Consider the following 20,953-nt stretch of genomic DNA (forward strand, 5'->3'; position numbering starts at 1 on the left):
CCAGACGTCCCTGACAGCGCAACGGCAGGCCGTTGGCGCAAAAATTGGGCGTACAAAGGATAACCCGATTGTTGAAAAATAACAAAGTCATCCTCAACCTTTGTTATTGCGCATCAAATATTGTCGTGGTTTTGCCGTTAATACGTTCAAAAAGAGCTCGGAGGTAGCATGAGCATGAACATTTTTGGAACTAAGTTACAGCAAGGCCGTCATTATATGACCCTTTGGCCCCGCCGTCCCGAGCTTAATTCCATGTTCCCGGAGAATAGGGTGATCAAGGCCACCGAGTTCGCCCTCAAGGTCATTCCGGCACTGGCGGTGCTCAGCGTTATGCTGCAGTTCCAGTTCGGCGAGCTGCACTACTGGCCTTCTGTTATGACCTCGGTGCTGTTTCTGCTCAGCCTGCCGCTGCAGGGCTACTATTGGCTCGGTCAGCGCGCCGATACCCGGCTGCCGCCCTCCCTTGCCAGCTGGTATCGCGAGATCAACGGCAAGATGAACGAGCAGGGCGGTCGTCGCCAACTGGTGGCCCAGCCCAGATACGAAGAGCTGGCCGATACCCTCAACGCTGCCTTCAAGCAGCTGGACAAATCCTTCCTCTACGAGTGAGGCCTGTGGGCCATGACTCGGACCAAGGCGCCTCGCGGCGCCTTTTTCATATCTATCAGGCCGCCAGGACCTTGCGGATCTCCTGGATGGAGAGCTTGTACTGACGCGGGCACTGGCGCCAGACCGTCAACATGCGCTGGTACTTGTCGCGCATGGCGATGTCGCTGGAGAGCTCGTCGCACGGGCATTTGAGCTCGGGGAAGCGCTTGTCCACCTCCAGCAGGAAGCAGACATAGTCGGCCAGCTCCCGCTCCTGGCTGCGGCTGTAGCCGTTGAACTCCAGCCGGCTGGCATTGATTTCGCCCTGATCGGCCGCTTCCAGGTTGCCCCAGGAGATGGCCAGCGCGTGGTGCAGTTCCAGGGTGTCGATCACCTCCTGGCAGGTGGCCAGATCCAGATGGCCGAAGCTCTTCTCCAGTTCGAGGATCTGCAGGCAGTAGCCGCGCTCGATGATGGTGCTGGCCCGTTGGTAAAACGCCGCCTTCTCCGGATTGAGTTTGGCCAGGATCTCGTACTGGTTGCTCAGGATCAGACGTTCGGTGTGGCTCATGTTCATGGGCTTTTCTCACTGGAAAATGAAACTGGGGCCACGTTAACCCATATATAAGATGAATTTTTTGATCTGGCAGGGGAGGTTGGCGAGATAGCGGGGCGGGAAATCAACGTCGGCCCCAGCTGGTTAATTAAATGTAACGGCCGGCGGCTTGCTTTCTGGCTCGCTGGCGCAACAATAAGGGCGTCATTTGGCCTGTGCCGAAAGACCCGTCACCAAGGCATCCCATCGTGGATGCAAGCCGGCGCCTTCATGACAAACGAGAATGTTGCCGCCAGTCACTTGCCTGGCAGGCGAGCCGAAGGACCGGGCATCGAGCCTCCTGCCCGCAACGCGAGGCAGGCAACGACATGCGAATAAAAAAAGGGCCTGCGCTTGCAGGCCCTTTCCATATGGGCAGTACCGGTATCTGGGGCTCAGCCCTTGAGCAGGTCGAGCACCACCTGATGGTGATCGCTGGTCTTGAACTTGTCGAAGCGATGGCTAATTTTGCCCTCTTCGTCGATGAGGAAGCTCAGCCGGTGGATACCGTCATACTCCTTGCCCATGAACTTCTTCGGGCCCCAGACGCCAAACGCATCGGCCACTGCATGGTCTTCATCGGCCAGCAGGCGGAAGTTCAGGTTGTCGCGCTCCTCGAATTTTTTCAGCCGCTTGGCCGGATCCGGGCTGATGCCGAGCACCACCACATTGAGGGCGGCCAGCTCGGCGTTGACGTCGCGCAGGCCGCAAGCCTGGGTGGTGCAACCCGGGGTCATCGCCTTGGGATAGAAGTAGACGAGCACTTTCTTGCCGCGCAGGTCGGCAAGGCGTACCTGGTTGCCGTCCTGATCGGACAGGGAAAAATCGGGGGCCAGGCTGCCAGCAGATAAAGGTTGCATGGGATCTCCTTGGATGAGTCGTCAGGCGTGTTTGTGATTGACGATGAATTCGAACGATTCTGCGCCCAGTTCACGACAGAATCCGGCGAAGGCCGTCTGCGAGCCGGCCGCCTCTCCCTGCTTGGCCAGATTGAGCTGAAAGCTGGCCTTGAGCAGGTTGAACGGCTGCTGTTCCAGGGTGATGGTCTGCATGGCCTGGATGTCCCAGCCGTGATCGCTGAAGAACTGGGTGCACTGGCTTACGATGCCCGGCTGGTCCCGGATCAGGATCTCGGCGTTGGCGCTGATGTCGTATTGCAGCGACTGATGGCGTTCGGTGCGCTTCATCATGGTGATGAGGTCCCACTCCTGGCTGCGCAGGGGCAGGCTTATCTCGAGCTGCATCAGGCTGTTCCAGTCACCGGACAGCAGCATGATGAAGGTGAATTCATTGCCGAAGATGCCAAGACGGCTGTCGACAATGTTGCAGCCACACCCACTGACGTGGCGGGTGACCTCATTGACGATGCCAGGCCTGTCCGTGCCGATGGCCGTTACGACCAGGAAATGAGTCATAAATCTTCTCTCGTCCATTAGCGGGTTGCGAATGTGGATGCAGTGGCATGGCCCGAAGGGGCTGGCCATGGGCCACTGCCAGCGATCCTGCATGGCAACCTTGTTGAGAATCTCGTTGCAACGAGCACGGTATCGGGGTGTCACGACCAGCGTCCGGCGTGTTCCACCGCGGCTCGCGCAGTGCGGTTTTTGCCGGATGGTAACACGGCTTGCCCCTGGCCTCCCTTGTTTTTCCAAGGGGGCAGCTTTACCATAACGCCCCTGAAAATCGGGAGAAATATCCATGTTGCGCGGTAGTATTGTTGCCCTCGTTACCCCCATGCTGGCTTCAGGTGAAGTCGATTGGGCCAGTCTGGCCACTCTGGTCGACTATCATGTCAGCGCCGGGACCAGCGCCATCGTGGCGGTCGGGACCACGGGGGAGTCGGTGACCCTGAGCGAGCAGGAGCACATCGCCGTCGTGGAGAAAACCGTGGCGCTGGCCGCCGGACGCATTCCGGTCATTGCCGGCTGCGGCTCCAACAATACCGCCCATGCCATCGACCTGGCCAAGCGCTTCGCCGAAACCGGCGTGGTGGCGGGTCTCTCGGTCACCCCCTATTACAACAAACCCACCCAGGAAGGCCTCTATCGTCACTATTGTGCGATCGCCGAGGCTAGTGGTCTGCCCCAAATTCTTTATAATGTGCCCGGTCGTACCGGTTGCGATCTCAAACCGGAGACGGTAGCCCGACTGGCCAAGGTGCCCGGCATCATAGGCCTGAAAGAGGCGACCGGGGATCTGGGCCGTACGCCGCTGCTGCGCGAGCTGTGCGGCGCACAATTCGCGCTTTATAGTGGCGATGATGCCAGTGGATGTGATTTCATGCTGCAAGGCGGGGACGGAGTCATTTCGGTCACCACCAATATTGCAGCGGCCCAGATGGCCGACATGTGTCGTGCTGCGCTGGCCGGTGATGCCGGTCGAGCGCACGACATCAACAATCGATTGATGCCGTTGCATCAGACTCTGTTCTGCGAACCGAGTCCCATCCCGGTGAAGTGGGCCTGTGCCCAGCTGGGATTGATTGCGACGGCCACCTTGCGTCTGCCGCTCACCGACCTCACCCCCGAGGGCGAACAGGCGATGGCGCAAGCACTGACGACTGCGGAGTTGATGGCGAGTGTTTAAAGCAAATGGAAAGGGAAATGCAGTGCGCCTGGTGCTGAGTGTGGCGACCGTTGCCGTGCTGGCAGCCTGTAGCTCACCCCAGGAACGCAAGATGGCCAACCGTGGTTTCGAGTACGAGGATGCCCGCCTTGAAGGCCGTGCGTTTCTGGTGCCGGCCGGGTTGAATACCCCCGCCTTTAACAGCAGTTTCGACATTCCGGCCCTGCCAGAGAGCAGCCGTGACGGTGCGCTGGGTGCCAAGGTTGACGTGCGTCCACCCGCCCAGCTGCTGACCGTGGTACCGGGCAGCCAGGTGGTGGCCAATGCTGGCGAACCCACCATGGCCTTCTACGCTCTCAGCACCTCCCAGAGTGTGGAGCGCGATACCTGGGCCTTCCTGATGAACTTCCTCGCCCAGTACAAGGTCACCACCGAGAAGCTGGACCAGCAGGCCGGCGTGCTGCAGACCGGCTGGTTTGACAACACCAAGGCGCTCGACGGCTGGAGTGAAGAGGACGATGACTTCGTCATTCGCCAGCGCTACCAGTTCACCCTGCGCAACGATCCCCAGCGCCACGCCGTCAACATGTCGGTACGGGTACTGGATCATGAAGAGACCGTCGATGGCGAGACCAGCAAGGAGCTGACCCCGGCGGATGCCCAGCGCTACGCGACCCGGGCCCTCAACCAGTTCTCGCTCTACTACGACAAGCAGCTCAAGTCCCGCGAACAGCACAAGGCCAACGACGGCATGGGGCTGGAACTGGGTCTGGACAACAACGAGCTGAGCGCCTGGATCGTCGATGGCTCGTTTGATCAGGTGTGGCGTCGTCTCAATCAGGTGCTGCCGGCCTACGGTTTCACCATCAAGGATACCCAGCAGTCGCTGGGCTGGATCGACGTGGAGTACGACGAGCCGGGCAGCGAATTCTGGAAGGCCAAGGGCAGCGAGCCGTTCAAGCTGGACGAAGACAAGTATCGCTTCCAGCTTGGCGAGATGGCGGGGGGCAAGACCTCCATCACCCTGTTCGACAAGGACAAGAAGCCCGTGTCGTCCGGTGTCATCTCCCAGATGTACATCAGTCTGTCCGAGGCATTCGCCAAGGGTCTGGCTGACCAAGCTGCAAAAACAGAATAGAAACAGGGGCCTTGTGCCCCTGTTTTGTTATGTAAACCCCCCACAAACAGGAAGTGTTACTTACCATGAGTCTTGCAGATCAAGTATTGGCGGTGAACGACGATTTGCCGATCCGTACCGATAAACCCGTCCATTCCGGCAAGGTGCGCAGCGTCTACTGGCTGACCGCCGCAGACAGTGCCCGCCTCATCCGCGAGAAGGGTTACGACGTGCCGGCAGATGCGCCGCTCGCCATCATGGTGATCAGTGACCGGATCTCGGCCTTCGACTGCATCTGGCAGGGCGTGGACGGGCTCAACGGCGTGCCGGGCAAAGGGGCTGCGCTCAACGCCATCTCCAGCCACTGGTTCAAGCTGTTCAAGGAGAAGGGGCTGGCCGACAGCCACATCCTGGACATCCCCCATCCCTTCGTCTGGATCGTGCAAAAAGCCCGCCCCGTGATGATCGAGGCGATTGCCCGCCAGTACATCACCGGCTCCATGTGGCGTGCCTATAAGGATGGCGAGCGCGAGTTCTGCGGCATCACCCTGCCGGAAGGACTGAAGAAGGATCAGAAGCTGCCCGAGATCCTCATCACCCCCTCCACCAAGGGCGTGCTGACCGGGCTGGACGGCGTGCCGGAAGCCGACGACGTCAACGTTTCCCGTGCCGACATCGAACGCCACTACCGGGGCTTCAACTTCAGCAAGCCGGCCGACATCGACCGCTACGAAGTGCTGCTCAAGGAAGGCTTCAACGTCATCAGTGACGCGCTGGCCGAGCTGGATCAGATCTTCGTCGACACCAAGTTCGAGTTTGGCTACGTCAATGACGCCGCCGGCAACGAGAAGCTGATCTACATGGATGAAGTGGGCACCCCCGACAGCTCCCGCATCTGGGATGGCGCCGCCCTGCGCGACGGCCAGATCGTCGAGAAATCGAAAGAGGGCTTCCGCCAGTGGCTGCTCAATCACTTCCCGGATCCGGACATCCTGCTCAACAAGCACCGCATGCCCGAGCGCTTCGCCCTGGCCCGCGACAACAAGTTGCCGACCGAAGTGATGATGGACATCTCCAACACCTATGTGGGGATTGCCGAGAAGATCATCGGTCAGCCGCTGGTACGCAGCGCCAATCCGAAGCAGGAGATCATCGAAGTGCTGCGCGCGCAGTACGGGCTGATCGACTGAGGCACATCGCCTTTTTTGTTGCCGTAAAAACAAACGTTTGCCATCAGCCAACTGCAAGTCGGCATGCTGGCTGCAATGGAACGGGCCCCATCACGGGGCCCGTTTTTGTTGCCGTGCCGGCTGGGCGGCAGCAGGGCGGCGATCAGCCGTTGACCCTGAACACCTGGCCGGTCTGCACCCCCAGTACCGACTTCTGGTAGGCCTGCGCCACCCTGGCGGCGGGCACTGGGACGAAGCCCGGGAAGAAGCTGGCGTATTTATCCATCGACTCCGTCAGCACGGTCGGGCTCACCACGTTGATGCGCAGACCCCGTGGCAGCTCGCAGGCCGCCGCCTTGACGAAGTGATCGATGGCGCCGTTGATGGTGGTCGCGCTCGCCCCCCAGTTGATGGGTTCCTCGCTCAGGATGCCGCTGATCAGGGTGATGGATCCCTTGTCGTTCAGGTGGGGGATGGCGGCCCGGGTCAGGTTGATCTGGCCCATCAGCTTGCTCTGAAGCCCCACCTGCCACTGCTCGTCGGTCATCTCGGTGAGGGCGTTGAAGGCCACGCTGCCGCTGGCCACCACCAGCGCATCGAACTGCCCCAGCTTGGCGAACAGCGCCTTGATGGAGGCGGGATCGCGCATGTCGACCGTGGCGTCCCCCTGGCTGTGACCGACCCGGATCACCTGGTGGTCTTTGGCAAGCAACTCGCTGACGGCGGAGCCGACGGTGCCGGAGGCACCCACAATCACAATCTTCATCTGTTTCACTCCTGGTTGGGATGTGTTGATTCTAGCGCGATGAAAAGGGAGAAAAAGCGCGTAAAATAAACGCATTGTTTCCATATTGGAGCTAATGAATGGACATCTCCCACCTGGCCAGCTTTTACGAGGTGGTGCAAAAGGGCAGTTTCTCGGCCGCGGCCGACAGCCTGGGGGTGAGCAAGGGGATGCTGAGCCGTCACGTCAGCGCACTGGAATCGACTCTCAATGCCCAGCTGCTGCAGCGTACCACTCGCCGACTCAGCCTCACCGAGGCGGGCCGGACCCTCTATCAGCAGGCCGGCGAGATCTTCGCGCTGGCGCGCCAGGCGGAGCAGGATATCCAGGCGCTGACCGAGGAGGATGGCGGCCGGCTGCGTTTCACCTGCCCGGTCAGTACCGGCGATCGCATGGTGAACGATCTGCTGGCCCGCTTTGCCGAGCTCTGCCCCGGCGTTCAGGTCGAACTGAACTTCACCAACGCCATGATCGACATGAGCCAGGGGGAGCACGACATCGCCCTGCGCGCCATGAGCAGCATTCCCGACAACCTGGTGGCCCTGCCGCTCGGCAGGCTCAAGGATGTGGTGGTGGCAAGCCCGGCCCTGCTGGCGCGGGAGGGGATCCCCGTCACTCCTTATGAGCTGGGAGGACGGTCCTGTCTGCTGCAGGGTCACAACCCGGCCTGGGAGCAGTGGCACTTTCGCAAGGGAGAGGAGGAGGCGCACATCCTGGTGCAGGGCAAGGTGCGGGCCAACCACTACAGTACCGTGCTGCAGCTGGCTCGGGCCGGCATGGGGTACGCCAAGTGCCCGCTGATGCTGGTGGAACCCTGGCTGGCGCAGGGGGCGCTGGTCACCGTGCTGGCGGAGTGGCAGACCGGGTTGCATCCGCTGCACGTCCTGCACGCCCAGCAGCGGCGGGTACCGCGCAAGATCCGGCTGTTCAAGCAGGTGTTGGCCCAGTGGTTTGCCGAGCGCCCCCACTACCTACTCTGAGCCCTCGTTATTTTTCTGTCATCTTCGGCTGCTAGCCTGCGCCCATCAACGCGAACAGGAAGATGAGCAAACATGAAGGGTTATCGGTACGGGCGTGGGGTATCGCTGCTGTGGGCAGCGCTGGGCATGAAGATGGTGCTGGGCAGTGCGGCGTGGGCGGCCGTCGAGGTGAGGGTGCCGGCGGATTTCCAGATCCTGGCGGTGAGTGCGGGCACGCTGCACGACGAGCAGCACGCCACTCTGCCGGATGGGGAACAGCAGTTGCTGGTGCGTTATGAAGGGGTGATCCCGAGTCGCAGCAGCAGCGAGAATGACCGCCAGCTGCGCTCCGCGCCGCAGGTGCTGCGTTATCAAGCCAGTCAGCAGCAGATGCGGCTGGTCGCCAACTTGCCGAGCGATGAACGGGGCATGGCGCAGTATGCCGAGTCTCCGGTCATGGGTCTGCAGGCCGGTGGCCAGAGCCTTGCCAGCCAGCAGGATGTGCTGGTCACCAGCGGCATGCTGATTGGCATGGATTGGCGGGCCAAACTCGCCGAATACAACCAGAGCGGCGGCAAGGCGGCATTGAGCACGGTCGTGCCCGTGACAGCAACCGCCGCTGCGGTTGAACCGGTGGCGGCCAGCGCGCTGGAGGGCCAGTTGCAGCAACTCTTCCTCAAGGCCGACCCCGCGCTTCGCAAGCGCTTTGTCAGCTGGGCCGTGCCGCGACTTTAAGTTTGCGGCCCGTTGCAGTAACGTGGGGGCTCTCATCGTGCATCGCGCCCACCTTACGTCAACGAGGTCTTCATGTTTGAACTGCACAGCCGCCTGCAGGCAGATACCCGCCTGCTCGGCGATCTGCCCCTTTGCCGTGTCCTGCTGGCCAAGGACAGCCAGTATCCCTGGCTCATCCTGGTGCCGAGAGTGGCCAATCTGCGGGAAATTCACCACCTGGCACCGGAGCAGCAACAGCAGCTGATGGAGGAGTCCTGCGCGGTCGCCACCCTGATGGAGCAGGCGCTGCGGCCGGACAAGATCAACGTGGCGGCGCTCGGCAATCTGGTACCCCAGCTGCATCTGCATCATGTCGCCCGTTTCAGTACCGACAAGGCCTGGCCCGGTCCCATCTGGGGTGCTCATCCCTCCGTGCCCTATGAGGAAGCTGCATTGCTGGCAGAGGCGGCCAGCTGGCGTCTGAAGCTGGCCAATCTGGCCGGATTCAGCCCGCTTGGCACTGACAATTGAATCAACTGAGAGGCGGCTCGCTATTTCGAAGCCCAAGCCGCGCTATCTGTTAGAGTTATGGTATAGATAAGCCCATTTTCGATGTTCAGGAAGGTCCCATGATAGTGACAAGAGCCGACAACGATACCGTATTGACCACAGAGGACGTGCTGCTGAGCCTGTGCCATTCGGTCACGGATGTATTGAGTGCGGCAACCCAGAGTCAGGTGCGTTTCTCCGGCATGGTGCAGCGGATCAGCAAGACCTGCCTCAAGCCGGATATCGGCTGCTTCGTGCTGTTTGACGGCGGCTTCTCCGGCCTGGTGGTGATCAACTTCTCCGCCTCCGCCGCCATGGAGCTGTACGAGAGCTACATGCTCAGCATGGGGCTCTCCAAGGAAGATCTCGCCATCTCCCATACCTCGGACGAGGTGAGCAACGTCATGGGCGAGCTGATGAACCAGATCGTCGGCAGCTTCACCGTCAAGGTCGGTCGCGATCTGCAGACCCACATCACCCAGAACCAGCCGAAGATGCTGGCCCTCAACAAGCAGGTGATGCTGAGCGTCGATACCAACCTCGACAGCCCGGAGTCGCGCCGGGTCACCTTCTTCACCGCCCGCAACAACATCTTCTATCTGGAGCTGGCGATGGACAAGACCGAGTTCATCCGCATCCACAACGACGGCATGGATCAGGAGGAGCTGGATCCGGATGCCCTGATCGCCCAGACCAAGCGCGAGGCTGCCCAGCCTGCTCCGGCCGCCGCCCCGGTGGCCAACGATCACGACGATCTGCTCGACTCGCTCGGGATCTGATGGCCGCAGGCCGTTGCAAATGACGAGGCCACCCATGGGGTGGCCTCGTTTGTTGATGCGGGTCGGGTTTAGAAGTTGTAGAGCAGACCCGTGCTGAAACGGGTGGACTGGCTGTCGTAGAAGTTGATGTCCGAGTCGGCGCTGGCATAGGCGGCGGTTAAGGTGGCGGCGAGGGCGTTGACGCCAAACAGGTTGTGCCAGAAGAAGGTGCCGTTGATGGCGAATTCGTCGGCATCGGCACGCTGGCCGAAGATGGGGTTCGCCTCGTCATACTTGCGCTTGCCGGTATAAAGGTTGCTGACGAAGGACCACTGGGGGCCGCGCTTGGCATAGGTCAGCTTCAGGCCGGTGTTCTTGAAACTCTCGGCGCTGCCGTCAAGGCGGGCCTGCTTGTAGACGATGGCTGGCTCCAGCAGCTGGTTGCCGCCAAAGTGCCACTGGTAGGAGAGCTCCATGTCGTGCATCTTGCCGTTGCGATCCAGCATGTCGGCGTAGTGGGTGCCGTGGCTCTGGTCATACTGCTGGCCGCTGTGCTCCTCATCCATGTCCACCTCCCGGGTGGTCAGGTTGCCGTAGAAGTTGCTGCCCCAGATCTTGTCCCAGGCAAAACGCGCCCCTTTCGATTTCACATCGGTGGAGCTGCGATCCACTCCGGTGGCGAAGGGATCGCTCCACAGCTCGACCGGCATGACGTTGAACACCAGCGAGGTGGCGACTATGCCCTTGTCACCCATCTCCTGGCGCAGGCCGAGCTGCTGGGTGAAGTCGAAGCGCACCGCGTCCTGGATCAGGTTGCCGAGGAAGATCTGGGTACGGGTATCGGCAAAGGTGTAGCGGATATCGGCGTTGAGCAGCGGCGTCAGGCCACTCTCGCTGTCGGGCGAGCCGAGGTCATTGATGCGACTGTGGTTGTCATCGCCGGCATAGAAGTTGGACTTGTAGCTGACGGCGTTGACCCCGCCCAGCAGGAAACCGGACCAGCCGGACTGCTTGGGGATCTCGCCCAGATCGGCGTGGGCGGCATTGGCTGCCAGCAGGCCAAGACTCAGCAGGGTGAGATTACGCATCGATGAGACTCCTGAAATATCAGTTGGTTGAATTGAACGGCCGAACATTATAGCCAGCCAGGCTTAACCCGGGCTGACCGAATTGACTCCGGCATGCTACCCCAGCGGGCGGAGGAGGTTAACCGATAATTTATCGTGCGACGGCACAAGAGTTCGGCGCGCCGTGCTGGTATTCTGTTCGGCGAATATCGGGGAGAAAACAATAAGATGAAACAAATCAAATCCTGGGCGCAATATTACGTCGACCTGATGACCAAGCTGGGACTGGTCCGCTTCAGCATGTTCCTGGCCACCGCCATCATAGTGCTGGCCGTTTCGATCCAGATGGGGGTCACCCTGTTCCTGCGCGGCACCGTGGACATCGTCGACCTGGTGCGCTCGGTCTTCTTCGGCCTGCTGGTCACCCCCTGGGCCGTCTATTTTCTCTCCATCGTGGTGGATCAGCTGGAGGACTCCCGCCAGCGGCTGACCCGCATGGTGCGCAAGCTGCAGGACATGCGCGAGCGGGATCTCGAGCTCAACAGCCAGCTGCAGGAGAACATCAGCCGCCTCAACGCCCAGATCGCCGAGACCAACCGGGCCGAGACCCTGCGCCAGCAGGCCATCGAGGATCTGGAGAACGAGGTGTTCCAGCGCGAGAAGGCCCAGCTGCATCTGGGGGAGCGCACCGCCCTGCTGCGCTCCTTCATCGACTGCTCCCCCGATCTGGTCTACTACCGCAACGAAGACGAGCAGTTCTCCGGCTGCAATCGCGCCATGGAGGAGCTCACCGGCAAGGTGGAGGCGGAGCTCATCGGCTTGACCCCGTTCGATGTCTACAAGCACGACATCGCCAGCAAGGTGGTGGAGACCGACAAGCAGGTCTTCGCCCAGAACGAGCCGCTCACCTATGAGCAGTGGCTGGAGTACCCAGACGGTCGCAAGGCCTACTTCGAGCTGCGCAAGGTGCCCTTCTTCGATCGTTTCGGCAAGCGGCTCGGCCTGCTCGGGTTTGGCCGCGACATCACCGAGCGCAAGCAGTATCAGGACAAGCTGGAGAAGGCGAGCCGTGACAAGACCACCTTCATCTCCACCATCAGCCACGAGCTGCGCACCCCGCTCAACGGCATCGTCGGCTTGAGCCGGATGCTGATGGATACGCCGCTCGATCCCAAGCAGCATCAGCAGCTCAAGACCATTCACCTGAGCGCGGTGACGCTCGGCAACATCTTCAATGACATCATCGATCTCGACAAGCTGGACCGGCGCCGGCTGGAAATTGCACCGACCCCCATCGACCTGCCTGCCTTCCTCGACGAGCTGGAGACGCTGTCGCGCATCCAGGCGGAGCAGAAAGGGCTCTATCTGCATTTCGACCGGGATGGCGACATGCCGCAATTCGTGATGGCCGATGGCACCCGGTTGCGCCAGGTGTTGTGGAACCTGGTGGGCAATGCGGTCAAGTTTACCGATGAGGGGGGGGTGACGGTACGTTGCCTCTCCCACGCGGCCGATGAGCCGGGCAAGCTGGCGCTGCACTTCGAGGTGGAAGACACCGGGGTCGGCATTCCCCGCGCCCAGCAGGAGAAGATCTTCGCCATGTACTATCAGGTGCAGGGCAAGAAGCACGCCACCGGCACCGGCATCGGGCTGGCGGTATCCCGCCAGCTGGTGCAGGCGATGGGCGGCCAGCTCTACGTGGACAGCGACCCGGGCGAGGGCGCCTGCTTCACCGCCGAGCTGGAGGTGGACTGCGTCGCCGCCCAGACGCCCGCGGCCGAGCCCGAGATGCCCTGCCTCGATATCCTGCTGGTGGAGGACGTCGAGCTCAACGTGACCGTGGCCTGCGCCCTGCTCAACAAGCTGGGTCATGAGGTCAAGGTGGCGCGGGATGGCGCCCAGGCGCTGGCCATGGCCAATCCCGACGATTTTGATCTGATCCTGCTGGATATCCAGCTGCCGGACATGACCGGCTTCGACGTGGCGGCCCAGTTGCTTGAGCGCTACGGCGACAGTTTGCCGCCCATGGTGGCACTCACCGCCAACGCCACCGGCGATCGCCAGTACTATCGGGATCACGGCATGCAGGATGTGATCAACAAGCCGCTGGGCTCCAGGGCGGTGCGGGAGGTGATTGGCCACCTGTTTGCGGATCTGGCCGAGGATGAGGCGGATGAGCAGGCCGATGCGGGCAGCCAGGATGCGCTGCTGGACTTGCCCTTCCTCACCGACTACGCCGATACGGTGGGCAAGCCGGTGCTGCTCTCCAGCGTCGAGCTGTTCGAGAAGATGATGCCGGACTACATGGCGGTGCTCGACTCCAACATGATCGCCCGCGATCAGACCGGCGTGGTGGAGGAGGCGCACAAGATCAAGGGGGCGGCCGGCTCCATCGGTCTGCGCCGGTTGCAGCAGCTGGCCCAGTTGATCCAGAGCCCGGATCACCCCGCCTGGTGGGAGAACGTGGAGGACTGGATAGAGTCGCTGCGCCGCGAGTGTCCGGGTGACATCGCCAGATTGAAGCGCTGGCTGCTCTCATAGACGCGAGCCGCAGGCAAGGAGCCGCAACATGTATAGCCGTTTGATTACCCCCGAGCGCATCCATCGCTGGGGTGACGAAGATCTGCTGGAGGCGACCGAGCAGGACCGCGCCCGCATCGTGCAGGCGGCGCCGGTGCGTCGGCTGCAGCAGAAGACCCAGGTCTTTCCACTCGACGTGAAGGCCTCGGTGCGCAGCCGTCTCACCCATTCGCTGGAGGTGCAGGAGACCGGCCGCCAGATCAGCCGCCGCATTCTGGCGGCGCTGCCGGCGGGCTCGGTGTGCGAGGGGGCCTTCATCAATCTGGTGGAGATGTCCTGCCTGCTGCACGACGTCGGCAACCCGCCGTTCGGCCACTTCGGCGAGCAGGTGATGAGCCAGTGGCTGGCACAGGCGCTGGATGATCTGTTTGCCGCTGCCCTTGGCCAGGCGCCCAGCCCGCAGTGGGCCGAACTGCGCCAGGATCTGCTGGTGTTCGACGGCAATGCCCAGAGCCTGCGGCTGGTGCACAGCCTGCACGAGCTGAATCTGACCCTGGGACAGCTGGCGGCGCTGTGCAAATACCCGCAGCAGCCCCTGCACGGCGGTCAACATCACGGCTGGGCCAGCAAGCGCGGCATCTTCTTCAGCGAACAACCCCTCTACCGCGCCCTCGGCCAGAGCCTGGGATTGGCGCCCGGCTGCCGTCATCCGCTGGTCTACATCATGGAAGCGGCCGACGACATCTCCTACTGCATCGCCGACCTCGAAGATGCGGTGGACCGGCGCATCCTCAGTCTGAGCGAGCTGCAACAGGCGCTGCGACTGGCCGATGACGGCGCCTACATGGCCGGCTTGCTGGCGGAGGCGACCGCCTCGGGCAGGGGCTTCTTCCCCCACTTTCGCCAGCAGCTGACCCGGGATCTGGTGGAACTGGCCGCTCACACCTATGTGAGCGAGCACCCGCAGATCCTGAGCGGCGCCTATCCCCAGGCCCTGCTGCACGGTCAGGCACCGGCGGCGCGGGTGCTCGATACCCTCAAGCAAGTGGCTCGCGAGCTGGTGTTCATGCGCCCAGAGGTGGAGGCGCTGGAGCTGGAGGGTTATGCCGCCCTGCGCGGCGTGCTATCCACCTATGCCTGCCTGCTGGCATTGCCGGCCGCGCAGTTCGAGCGGCTGCTGGCCGGGCAGGGGGGCAGCGAGCTGTTCTTCGCCCGCCGGCTGTTTCATCGACTGTCGGCCCGTCATCTCAAGGCATACCGGCTGGCGGTGGCCAGCCGGGATCCGCGCTTCAGTGACGGGGCAGAACAGGAGTGGTACTTCCGGGTGCGGCTGCTGCTCGACTACGTGAGCGGCATGACGGATACCTATGCGCTGGAGGAGTTCCGGCTGTTGTCCGGGATCTGAGCCGGAGCGGCACGGGTCTGCCTGTGCCGGATGAGTATTGATAGATGACTCACCTCCCCATATGGGGGGTGAGGTTCTTGTATAAAATTCGGTCTTTTTTTAGACTGTGGCAACTTGTTCAACTTTCACTCGGTAAGGAGACGGATATGCAACATTCAATGCTAAACGTTGCGTTCGACCGCTGCATCAGCAGCGCGAAGACTCGTGCTCTTTTTCTGCCGCGTGGAGGAAACAGGTAACACCTGCTTTTTCATCACCCGCGGTTGTCCCGCAGGGTGATCTCTTCTCTCCGGGGGAACCGCACGTTCAACTGGAGAATATTATGTCTATCGAACTGACCCTGCTGCGCACCGTCGAAACCCTGGTCCAGAAACGGATTACCCGGCTGGAGCGTCGTGTCAGCTACCTGCATCTGTCGCCTGCTCTGCTCAAGGACATCGGTCTGGAAGGGCAAAATGTGCAGATCGCCCACATCCGTGAGCGGGAATATCAAACCGGCTTCCGACTCGGGAACCGAATAACCTGATGATGTGGGGCTTGGCCCCCTTCTTGCTAGAAAACGGCAGGCGTGAGCCTGCCGTTTTTCGTATCCGGACGAGTTCTGTTACGAATTTCTATTCGCACATTTTGCCAAAATCCCTATGATCGCTCTCCAAGCCGTTCAGGAGTCATCCATGCTGCGCCTATGCTATCGCGCCATTTTGTTGTGCTGGTTTACCTGCTGGAGCCTGGTGGCTGCGGCAGCAACCTCTCTGGACAAGGATCAGCTTGGATTGCCTGAGCGGCTCTGGCTCGCCTCGCGCAGCGACCTGGTGGTCGGCATGCCATCGGTGGCCTGGCCACCCTACATCTATGCCAATAGCCGGGGTGGCTTCAGCGGCCCGCTCGACGATTTTGCCACCCTGATTGCCGGCCGGCTGGGGCTGACCGTGCGCTACAAGACTTACCCCTACTATGCCGGTGCCCAGCAGGCTTTGCTCGATGGCGAGGTGGACATGCTGATCGGGGTGACGCCGAGCCAGTCGCGTCAGCAGAAGATGCGCTTTACCTCGGATCTGATGACCCTGCCGCGCGGCGTGCTGCTGGCGCGAGAGGAAGGGGAGCCGACTCTGGCGACGGCGCGTCAGCTGCGCTGGGTGTGTGAACATGGCTTCAGCTCCTGTGAAGAGCTGGCGGAGCTCGGCATGACCCAGCTCACCGAGGCGGACAGCAGTGACGAAGCGGTTTTCATGGTGAAGAAGGGGATGGCGGATGCCTATCTCTCCGATCTGCCCTCTCTGGTTCGCCTGCAGCGCCTGCAGCAGCAGGCCGGGCTCAAGGTGATTACCCCGGAGTGGGTGACGGACACCTCGCTGGCCATGGCGGTGGGTCCCGACAACCAGGGGCTGCTCGGTTTGCTGGAGCTGGCCCTCAACGACATTCCGCTGGATGAGCGGCGCCGCATTCTGGAAACCGGCGGGATCGTCGATTACGAGCTGGCCAACGGTCCCCGCCAGATCGTGTTCAACCAGAGCGAGCTCGACTGGCTGTCCCGCCATCCGACCCTGCGTTTCGGGGTGGCGCCGGACTGGCCGGCGGTGAGCGAGATCGACGGCAATGGCCAGCTCAAGGGGTTCATCGCCGACATGCTCAAGCTGGTGAGCCTGCGCTCCGGCCTGCAGTTTACCCTGGTGCCCACCAGCAGCTGGGCCGAGACCCAGGCGCTGTTTCAGGCGCGCAAGCTGGACTTTCTGCCTGCCATCACTCCGACCGCGGAGCGGCGACAGTATTCCCTGTTTACTCCCGACTACGCCTTCATCCACCGGGTGATCGCCGCCAGACAGGGGAGCGAGGAGCTGGACAGCCTCAACGAGCTCAAGGGGCGGCGGGTGGGGATCGTCGGCGGCTCGGTGGAGGAGCTGGTACTCAACGAGGTGGGTGCCCATCCGCTGACGGTGAGCAGCGATACCAAGCTGTTGCCGCTGCTGGACGGGCATCAGGTCGACTACGTGTTGATGAGCATGACCACTCTGGAGCAGGCGTTGCAAAAGGGGTTCAACAATCGCTATCAGGTGGTGTTCTCCGGCAACGAGCTGCGGGTGCCGGTCGCCATGGCGGTGCACCAGCAGGACCCCATGCTGCAGCAGATTCTCACCAAGGTGCTGCTCTCCATCCGCCCGGAGGAGATGACCAAGCTGGAGCACAAGTGGCTGGCGCTGACCATCCAGACCGGCATCAACCCTGCCACTGTGGCGCTCTGGTCTGCGGTCGGCGTGGGCGCCTTCCTGCTCTGCGTGCTGTTGTTCATGGGCTGGAACCGGACCCTGCGCCGCCAGATAGTGCAGCGCAAGCTGGCCGAGCACAAGTTGAACGAGCAGCTGACCTTCGTGCAGACCCTGCTCAACTCCCTGCCCAACATGGTGGTGCTGCGGGATCGCGAGCAGCGCATTACCCTCTGCAACCAGGCCTATCGGGATGCCTTCATCGGTAATCTGACCCAGGATGATGGCGACGATCTGGACCGCATGCCGGCCAGAGAGCGGGAGCGGGTGCTGCGCGAAGAGTTGGGGGTATGGCAAAGCGGCGAGCAGCTGGAAGGGGCGGGCAACAGCCGCCGTCAGGATGGCGCCATGTTCCACGTCATCTACACCAAGCGCCCCTATCGCTCGCCAAAGGGCGACATGCTGGGGGTACTGACGGTGCTGACCGACGTGACCCGCATCAAGGAGGCCGAGGCGCGGGCCCGCAAGGCGGAGACCCGGCTCACCCAGATCACCGACAGCATGCCGGGCATCGTCTATCAATATCTCTGGCTCGGCCCCGGCAAGGGGCGTTTCCTCTATGCCTCGCAGGGGGCGAGCGAGATCCTGGGTGCCAGCCGGCAGGAGATATTGTCGGCCGAGTCGGGCGGCGAGGTGTTCGGCTTTACCGAGGAGGCACTGCAGGATTTCGTCAGCAAGGTGGCCAATCATGCCGAGACCCTGGCCCCGCTCGATCTGGAAGTGCGGGTGGAGCGGCCGGAGGGGGCCCGTTATCTGCAGGTGCGCGGCAGTTTCGTGCCGCAGGAGGAGGGGCACCTGATCCTCAACGGGGTGATCCAGGACATCACGGCCCTCAAGCATCAGGAGCACGACCTGAGGGAGGCGCGCGCCTATGCCGAGCAGGCGATGCAGGTGCGCAGCCGCTTCCTGGCCACCATGAGCCACGAGCTGAGGACCCCCATCTCCGGCATGCACGGCATGCTGGAGCTGCTGCAGATGAGCGAGCTGAACGACGACCAGCGCTATCTGCTGCGCAACGTGGTGACCTCCACCAACAACCTGCTCTATCTGGTCAACGACGTGCTCGATTTCTCCAAGATAGAGGCGGGCCAGCTGCAGTTGCACTATCAGGATTGCCGCCTCGCCTCCGTCATCTGCGACGTGATCCGCGGTCACGCGACTCTGGCCCATGGCAAGGGGCTCAAGGTGACGCTGGATTGGGCGCCGGAAGTGCCGGATCAGGCCCGCATCGATGCGGTGCGGGTGGGGCAGGTGCTCTCCAACCTGCTCAACAATGCGGTCAAGTTTACCGAGCGGGGCGAGATCCGTATCCAGGTCAGCTTTGAGAAGGAGCGGCTTGCCATCGCGGTCAGCGACACCGGCATCGGCATTGCCGAGGACAAGCAGGATCGCCTGTTCACCCCGTTCGAGCAGGTGGAGTCCGACATAACCCGACGCTTCGGTGGTACCGGGCTCGGCCTTGCCATCTGCCACCAGCTGGCCCAGAAAATGGGGGGCACGCTGGTGCTCGAGAGCAAGCCGGGGCACGGTACCCGGCTCACCTTCGACTTCCCGCTGGCGGCGTGTCAGTGGGATGCCCCGCCGCTGGCAGGCCACGATTGGTGGCTGTTTGGCGAGGATGCGGCCCTGCAGAGCGCGATGCAGCGGCTGGGGGCCAGGCTGCATCGTCTGGATCCGCAGCAGTGGCAGCAGCCGGTGAGTGGTTTGTTATTAGCGGAGGAGAGCTGGCTCGAGCAGGCCCTGGGCAGCGAGTGGCTGACACATTTGCAGCGCTCGGCCCTCAAGGGCATAGTGCTCTCCCCGCAGGAGGCCCTGCGCGGCCGCATGGGGTCGGGGGCCTGGTGGCGGCTGGGGCAGTCTCCGCTCTATCCCGATCTGCTGCTGGAGACCTGTCACCAGCTGCTGGGAGAGGCGGCGATCAGCCCGGTCGAAGCCAATGCCCCCAAATTGCAGGGACGGGTGCTGGTGGCCGACGATCACCCCATCAACCGTGCGCTGCTGGCTCGCCAGCTGGCGATCCTCGGGGTGGATGCCGAGGTGGTGGACGACGGTGACAAGGCCTTGCGCACCTGGCAGGGGCAGGCATTCGCCCTGCTGCTGACCGACTGCCACATGCCGGTGATGGATGGCTACAGTCTGACCCGGGCCCTGCGGGCACAGGGGGAGTCGGCTCCCGTCATCGGGGTGACGGCCGATACATCCGAAGAGGCCAGCCTGCAGATGCAGGAAGCCGGCATGAACGACATGCTGTTCAAACCCTATACCCTGGAGACGCTGCATCAGATGCTGATGCGCTGGTTGCCGGTGAGCCCTCAGACCCAGGAGCCGGACCAGCCCGCTCCGTCGGCCAGCGAGCAGGGGGAGTGCTGGATCTCGCTGTTTGGCGATGAGGCGGTGGCGCGCAGCATGGCACGGGAGTATCTGGATTCCAATCGCCAGGATGGCGATGACATGATGCAGGCACTGGCCAGGCAGGACACCTATGCCCTGGTGGAGACGGCGCACCGCATCAAGGGGGCTGCCCGCATGGTGGGGCAGCAGGCTCTGGCGGAGGAGGCGGCCCGGCTCGAAGCGGCGGCCCGCCTCAAACAGCTGGACGAACTTACCGAGTTGAGTCAGACGGTACTGGCGCTGATGAACTCTATTACATGCGAAATTGGATTATGGCTCGATGAACAAGACACAGCATGAGTTGGTGATCATGGTGGTGGAAGACCACGCGTTCCAGCGCAAGGCGTTGATGCACCAGATCCGCGGGCTCGGTTACGGCTCCCTGCTGGAGGCGCAGGACGGGGTGGAGGCGCTGGCCATGTGTCAGCGTCATCAGGTCGACATCCTGTTTTGCGATCTGCGCATGCCGGGCATGGATGGCATGGCGCTGCTGCGTCGCCTCTCGCTGGGTGGTTTTCGCGGCGGCATCATCCTCTCCAGCGCGCTGGAGGATGACGTGGTCGAGGCCGTGCTGCGCATGAGTGCCGCCTATGGTCTGCAAGTGCTGGGGCGCATCGAGAAGCCTTCCAGCCAGCAGCAAATCAGCCAGCTCATCGGCGCCTGGCGCCCGCAGCAGGAGCGAGCCCAGGAGGAGGATGGCCACCGTCTGACCCTGGATGAGCTGAGCCTGGCGCTGGAGCAGGATCAGCTGCTGCCCTGGTATCAGCCCAAGGTGAGCTTCGGCTCCGGCCAGTGGGTCGGCATGGAGGCGCTGGCGCGCTGGCAGCACCCGGAGTACGGCCTCATCTCGCCGGCCCGCTTCATTCCGCTGGCGGAACACAACGGCCTCATCGATCAGCTGACCGAGGTGATCATCAGCAAGTCGCTGCGCGATGGCCATCTGTGGGAGCAGACCGGGCTCTCCCTCAACCTGTCGATGAACCTCTCCACCACCTCCCTCATCGAGGGGGATCTGTGCAATACCCTGATCAACCAGTGCCAGCGCTGGAGCATCAACCCGGAGCTCATCACCCTGGAGGTGACCGAGAGCTCGTTCGTGAAGGATCTGGGCAAGTCGCTGGAAGTGCTGACCCGCCTGCGCATGCACGGCTTCGGCCTCTCCATCGACGACTTCGGTACCGGCTACTCCTCCATGCAGCAGCTGGCTCTGCTGCCCTTCACCGAGCTCAAGCTGGATCGCTCTTTCGTCGATCGCTGCTTTGAGGACCCCTCCCGCTTGGCCATAATAGAGTCAAGCATCGAGCTGGCTCGCAAACTGGGGCTCAAGTCCGTCGCCGAAGGGGTGGAGGATGAACTCACCTGGCGGCTGCTGGCGCGGCTGGGGTGCGACGTGTGCCAGGGCTTCTTCTCGGCCCGGCCCATGCCGCGCGAGGAGTTGATGGGATGGCATGACTCCTGGCGTGAACGGCTACCGGCGCTGCTCGGGGAGTGAATGTCGGGCAGGATGCCCG

18 protein-coding genes are annotated in these 20,953 nt (G+C 62.4%); 13 read left to right on the forward strand and 5 right to left on the reverse strand.

Features of this window, described 5'->3' with window-relative positions:
• Window positions 1-168: 168 nt before the first annotated feature.
• A complete protein-coding gene (gene yfbV / locus QLG02_RS10440) occupies window positions 169-609 on the forward strand; it encodes a terminus macrodomain insulation protein YfbV (protein WP_011704832.1) in 441 nt (146 codons plus the stop codon).
• A gap of 55 nt (window positions 610-664) precedes the next feature.
• Here yfbV and QLG02_RS10445 read toward each other — a convergent pair whose 3' ends face one another.
• The 3 genes from QLG02_RS10445 to QLG02_RS10455 all read right to left on the reverse strand — a co-directional run bounded on the left by QLG02_RS10445 (window position 665) and on the right by QLG02_RS10455 (window position 2,598).
• Window positions 665-1,165: a YfbU family protein gene (locus tag QLG02_RS10445; protein WP_011704833.1), complete on the reverse strand. Its 501-nt coding sequence runs from the start codon at window positions 1,163-1,165 to the stop codon at window positions 665-667.
• Window positions 1,166-1,578: 413 nt separating this feature from the next.
• Window positions 1,579-2,043, reverse strand: a complete 465-nt coding sequence (gene bcp, locus QLG02_RS10450) for a thioredoxin-dependent thiol peroxidase (protein ID WP_024944312.1) — start codon at window positions 2,041-2,043, stop codon at window positions 1,579-1,581.
• 21 nt (window positions 2,044-2,064) lie between these two features.
• Window positions 2,065-2,598: an ACT domain-containing protein gene (locus QLG02_RS10455; RefSeq protein WP_219311814.1), complete on the reverse strand. Its 534-nt coding sequence runs from the start codon at window positions 2,596-2,598 to the stop codon at window positions 2,065-2,067.
• Window positions 2,599-2,881: 283 nt separating this feature from the next.
• Here QLG02_RS10455 and dapA point away from each other — a divergent pair, with 283 nt between their 5' ends.
• From dapA to QLG02_RS10470, 3 genes are all read left to right on the forward strand, one after another.
• The gene (dapA, locus tag QLG02_RS10460; protein ID WP_282465126.1) at window positions 2,882-3,769 is read left to right on the forward strand and encodes a 4-hydroxy-tetrahydrodipicolinate synthase; all 888 of its coding nucleotides are present in this window, start codon (window positions 2,882-2,884) and stop codon (window positions 3,767-3,769) included.
• On the forward strand, window positions 3,762-4,886 hold the full coding sequence (bamC, locus tag QLG02_RS10465; RefSeq protein WP_011704837.1) for an outer membrane protein assembly factor BamC: 1,125 nt from the start codon (window positions 3,762-3,764) through the stop codon (window positions 4,884-4,886). The genes dapA and bamC overlap by 8 nt, the downstream gene beginning before the upstream one ends.
• 65 nt (window positions 4,887-4,951) lie before the next feature.
• Window positions 4,952-6,055 carry a phosphoribosylaminoimidazolesuccinocarboxamide synthase gene (locus QLG02_RS10470; protein ID WP_024944314.1) on the forward strand — a complete coding sequence of 368 codons (1,104 nt, stop codon included), beginning with the start codon at window positions 4,952-4,954 and terminating at the stop codon, window positions 6,053-6,055.
• A 142-nt stretch (window positions 6,056-6,197) separates the two neighbouring features.
• Here QLG02_RS10470 and QLG02_RS10475 read toward each other — a convergent pair whose 3' ends face one another.
• Window positions 6,198-6,800 carry a short chain dehydrogenase gene (locus QLG02_RS10475; protein ID WP_016349590.1) on the reverse strand — a complete coding sequence of 201 codons (603 nt, stop codon included), beginning with the start codon at window positions 6,798-6,800 and terminating at the stop codon, window positions 6,198-6,200.
• A gap of 98 nt (window positions 6,801-6,898) precedes the next feature.
• Here QLG02_RS10475 and QLG02_RS10480 point away from each other — a divergent pair, with 98 nt between their 5' ends.
• From QLG02_RS10480 to QLG02_RS10495, 4 genes are all read left to right on the forward strand, one after another.
• Window positions 6,899-7,798, forward strand: coding sequence for a LysR family transcriptional regulator (locus tag QLG02_RS10480; RefSeq protein ID WP_282465127.1), 900 nt, complete (start codon window positions 6,899-6,901; stop codon window positions 7,796-7,798).
• Between the two features lie 72 nt (window positions 7,799-7,870).
• Window positions 7,871-8,512 (forward strand): DUF2057 domain-containing protein, encoded by a 642-nt coding sequence (locus QLG02_RS10485; RefSeq protein ID WP_282465128.1) that lies wholly within the window; start codon window positions 7,871-7,873, stop codon window positions 8,510-8,512.
• Window positions 8,513-8,584: 72 nt separating this feature from the next.
• Complete coding sequence (locus tag QLG02_RS10490; RefSeq protein ID WP_282465129.1) at window positions 8,585-9,022, forward strand: HIT domain-containing protein; 438 nt, start codon at window positions 8,585-8,587, stop codon at window positions 9,020-9,022.
• 98 nt (window positions 9,023-9,120) lie between these two features.
• Complete coding sequence (locus QLG02_RS10495) at window positions 9,121-9,819, forward strand: DUF3334 family protein (protein ID WP_016349593.1); 699 nt, start codon at window positions 9,121-9,123, stop codon at window positions 9,817-9,819.
• A 68-nt stretch (window positions 9,820-9,887) separates the two neighbouring features.
• On the opposite strand, the gene QLG02_RS10500 is transcribed toward QLG02_RS10495, so the two are convergent.
• The gene (locus tag QLG02_RS10500) at window positions 9,888-10,886 is read right to left on the reverse strand and encodes a DUF2860 family protein (protein WP_282465130.1); all 999 of its coding nucleotides are present in this window, start codon (window positions 10,884-10,886) and stop codon (window positions 9,888-9,890) included.
• A gap of 207 nt (window positions 10,887-11,093) precedes the next feature.
• On the opposite strand from QLG02_RS10500, the gene arcB reads away from it, so the two are divergent.
• From arcB to QLG02_RS10525, 5 genes are all read left to right on the forward strand, one after another.
• Window positions 11,094-13,406: an aerobic respiration two-component sensor histidine kinase ArcB gene (gene arcB / locus QLG02_RS10505; protein ID WP_282465131.1), complete on the forward strand. Its 2,313-nt coding sequence runs from the start codon at window positions 11,094-11,096 to the stop codon at window positions 13,404-13,406.
• A gap of 28 nt (window positions 13,407-13,434) precedes the next feature.
• Entirely contained in the window at window positions 13,435-14,790 is a 1,356-nt protein-coding gene (gene dgt, locus QLG02_RS10510; RefSeq protein ID WP_282465132.1) for a dGTPase, read from the forward strand.
• Window positions 14,791-15,112: 322 nt separating this feature from the next.
• Window positions 15,113-15,316, forward strand: a complete 204-nt coding sequence (locus QLG02_RS10515; RefSeq protein ID WP_011704847.1) for a hypothetical protein — start codon at window positions 15,113-15,115, stop codon at window positions 15,314-15,316.
• 148 nt (window positions 15,317-15,464) lie between these two features.
• The gene (locus QLG02_RS10520; protein ID WP_282465133.1) at window positions 15,465-19,742 is read left to right on the forward strand and encodes a transporter substrate-binding domain-containing protein; all 4,278 of its coding nucleotides are present in this window, start codon (window positions 15,465-15,467) and stop codon (window positions 19,740-19,742) included.
• A complete protein-coding gene (locus tag QLG02_RS10525; protein ID WP_029301722.1) occupies window positions 19,723-20,934 on the forward strand; it encodes an EAL domain-containing response regulator in 1,212 nt (403 codons plus the stop codon). The genes QLG02_RS10520 and QLG02_RS10525 overlap by 20 nt, the downstream gene beginning before the upstream one ends.
• Window positions 20,935-20,953: the final 19 nt, after the last annotated feature.

Source organism: Aeromonas sp. V90_14 (genome assembly GCF_029967615.1).
GTDB classification, from domain to species: domain Bacteria; phylum Pseudomonadota; class Gammaproteobacteria; order Enterobacterales; family Aeromonadaceae; genus Aeromonas; species Aeromonas hydrophila.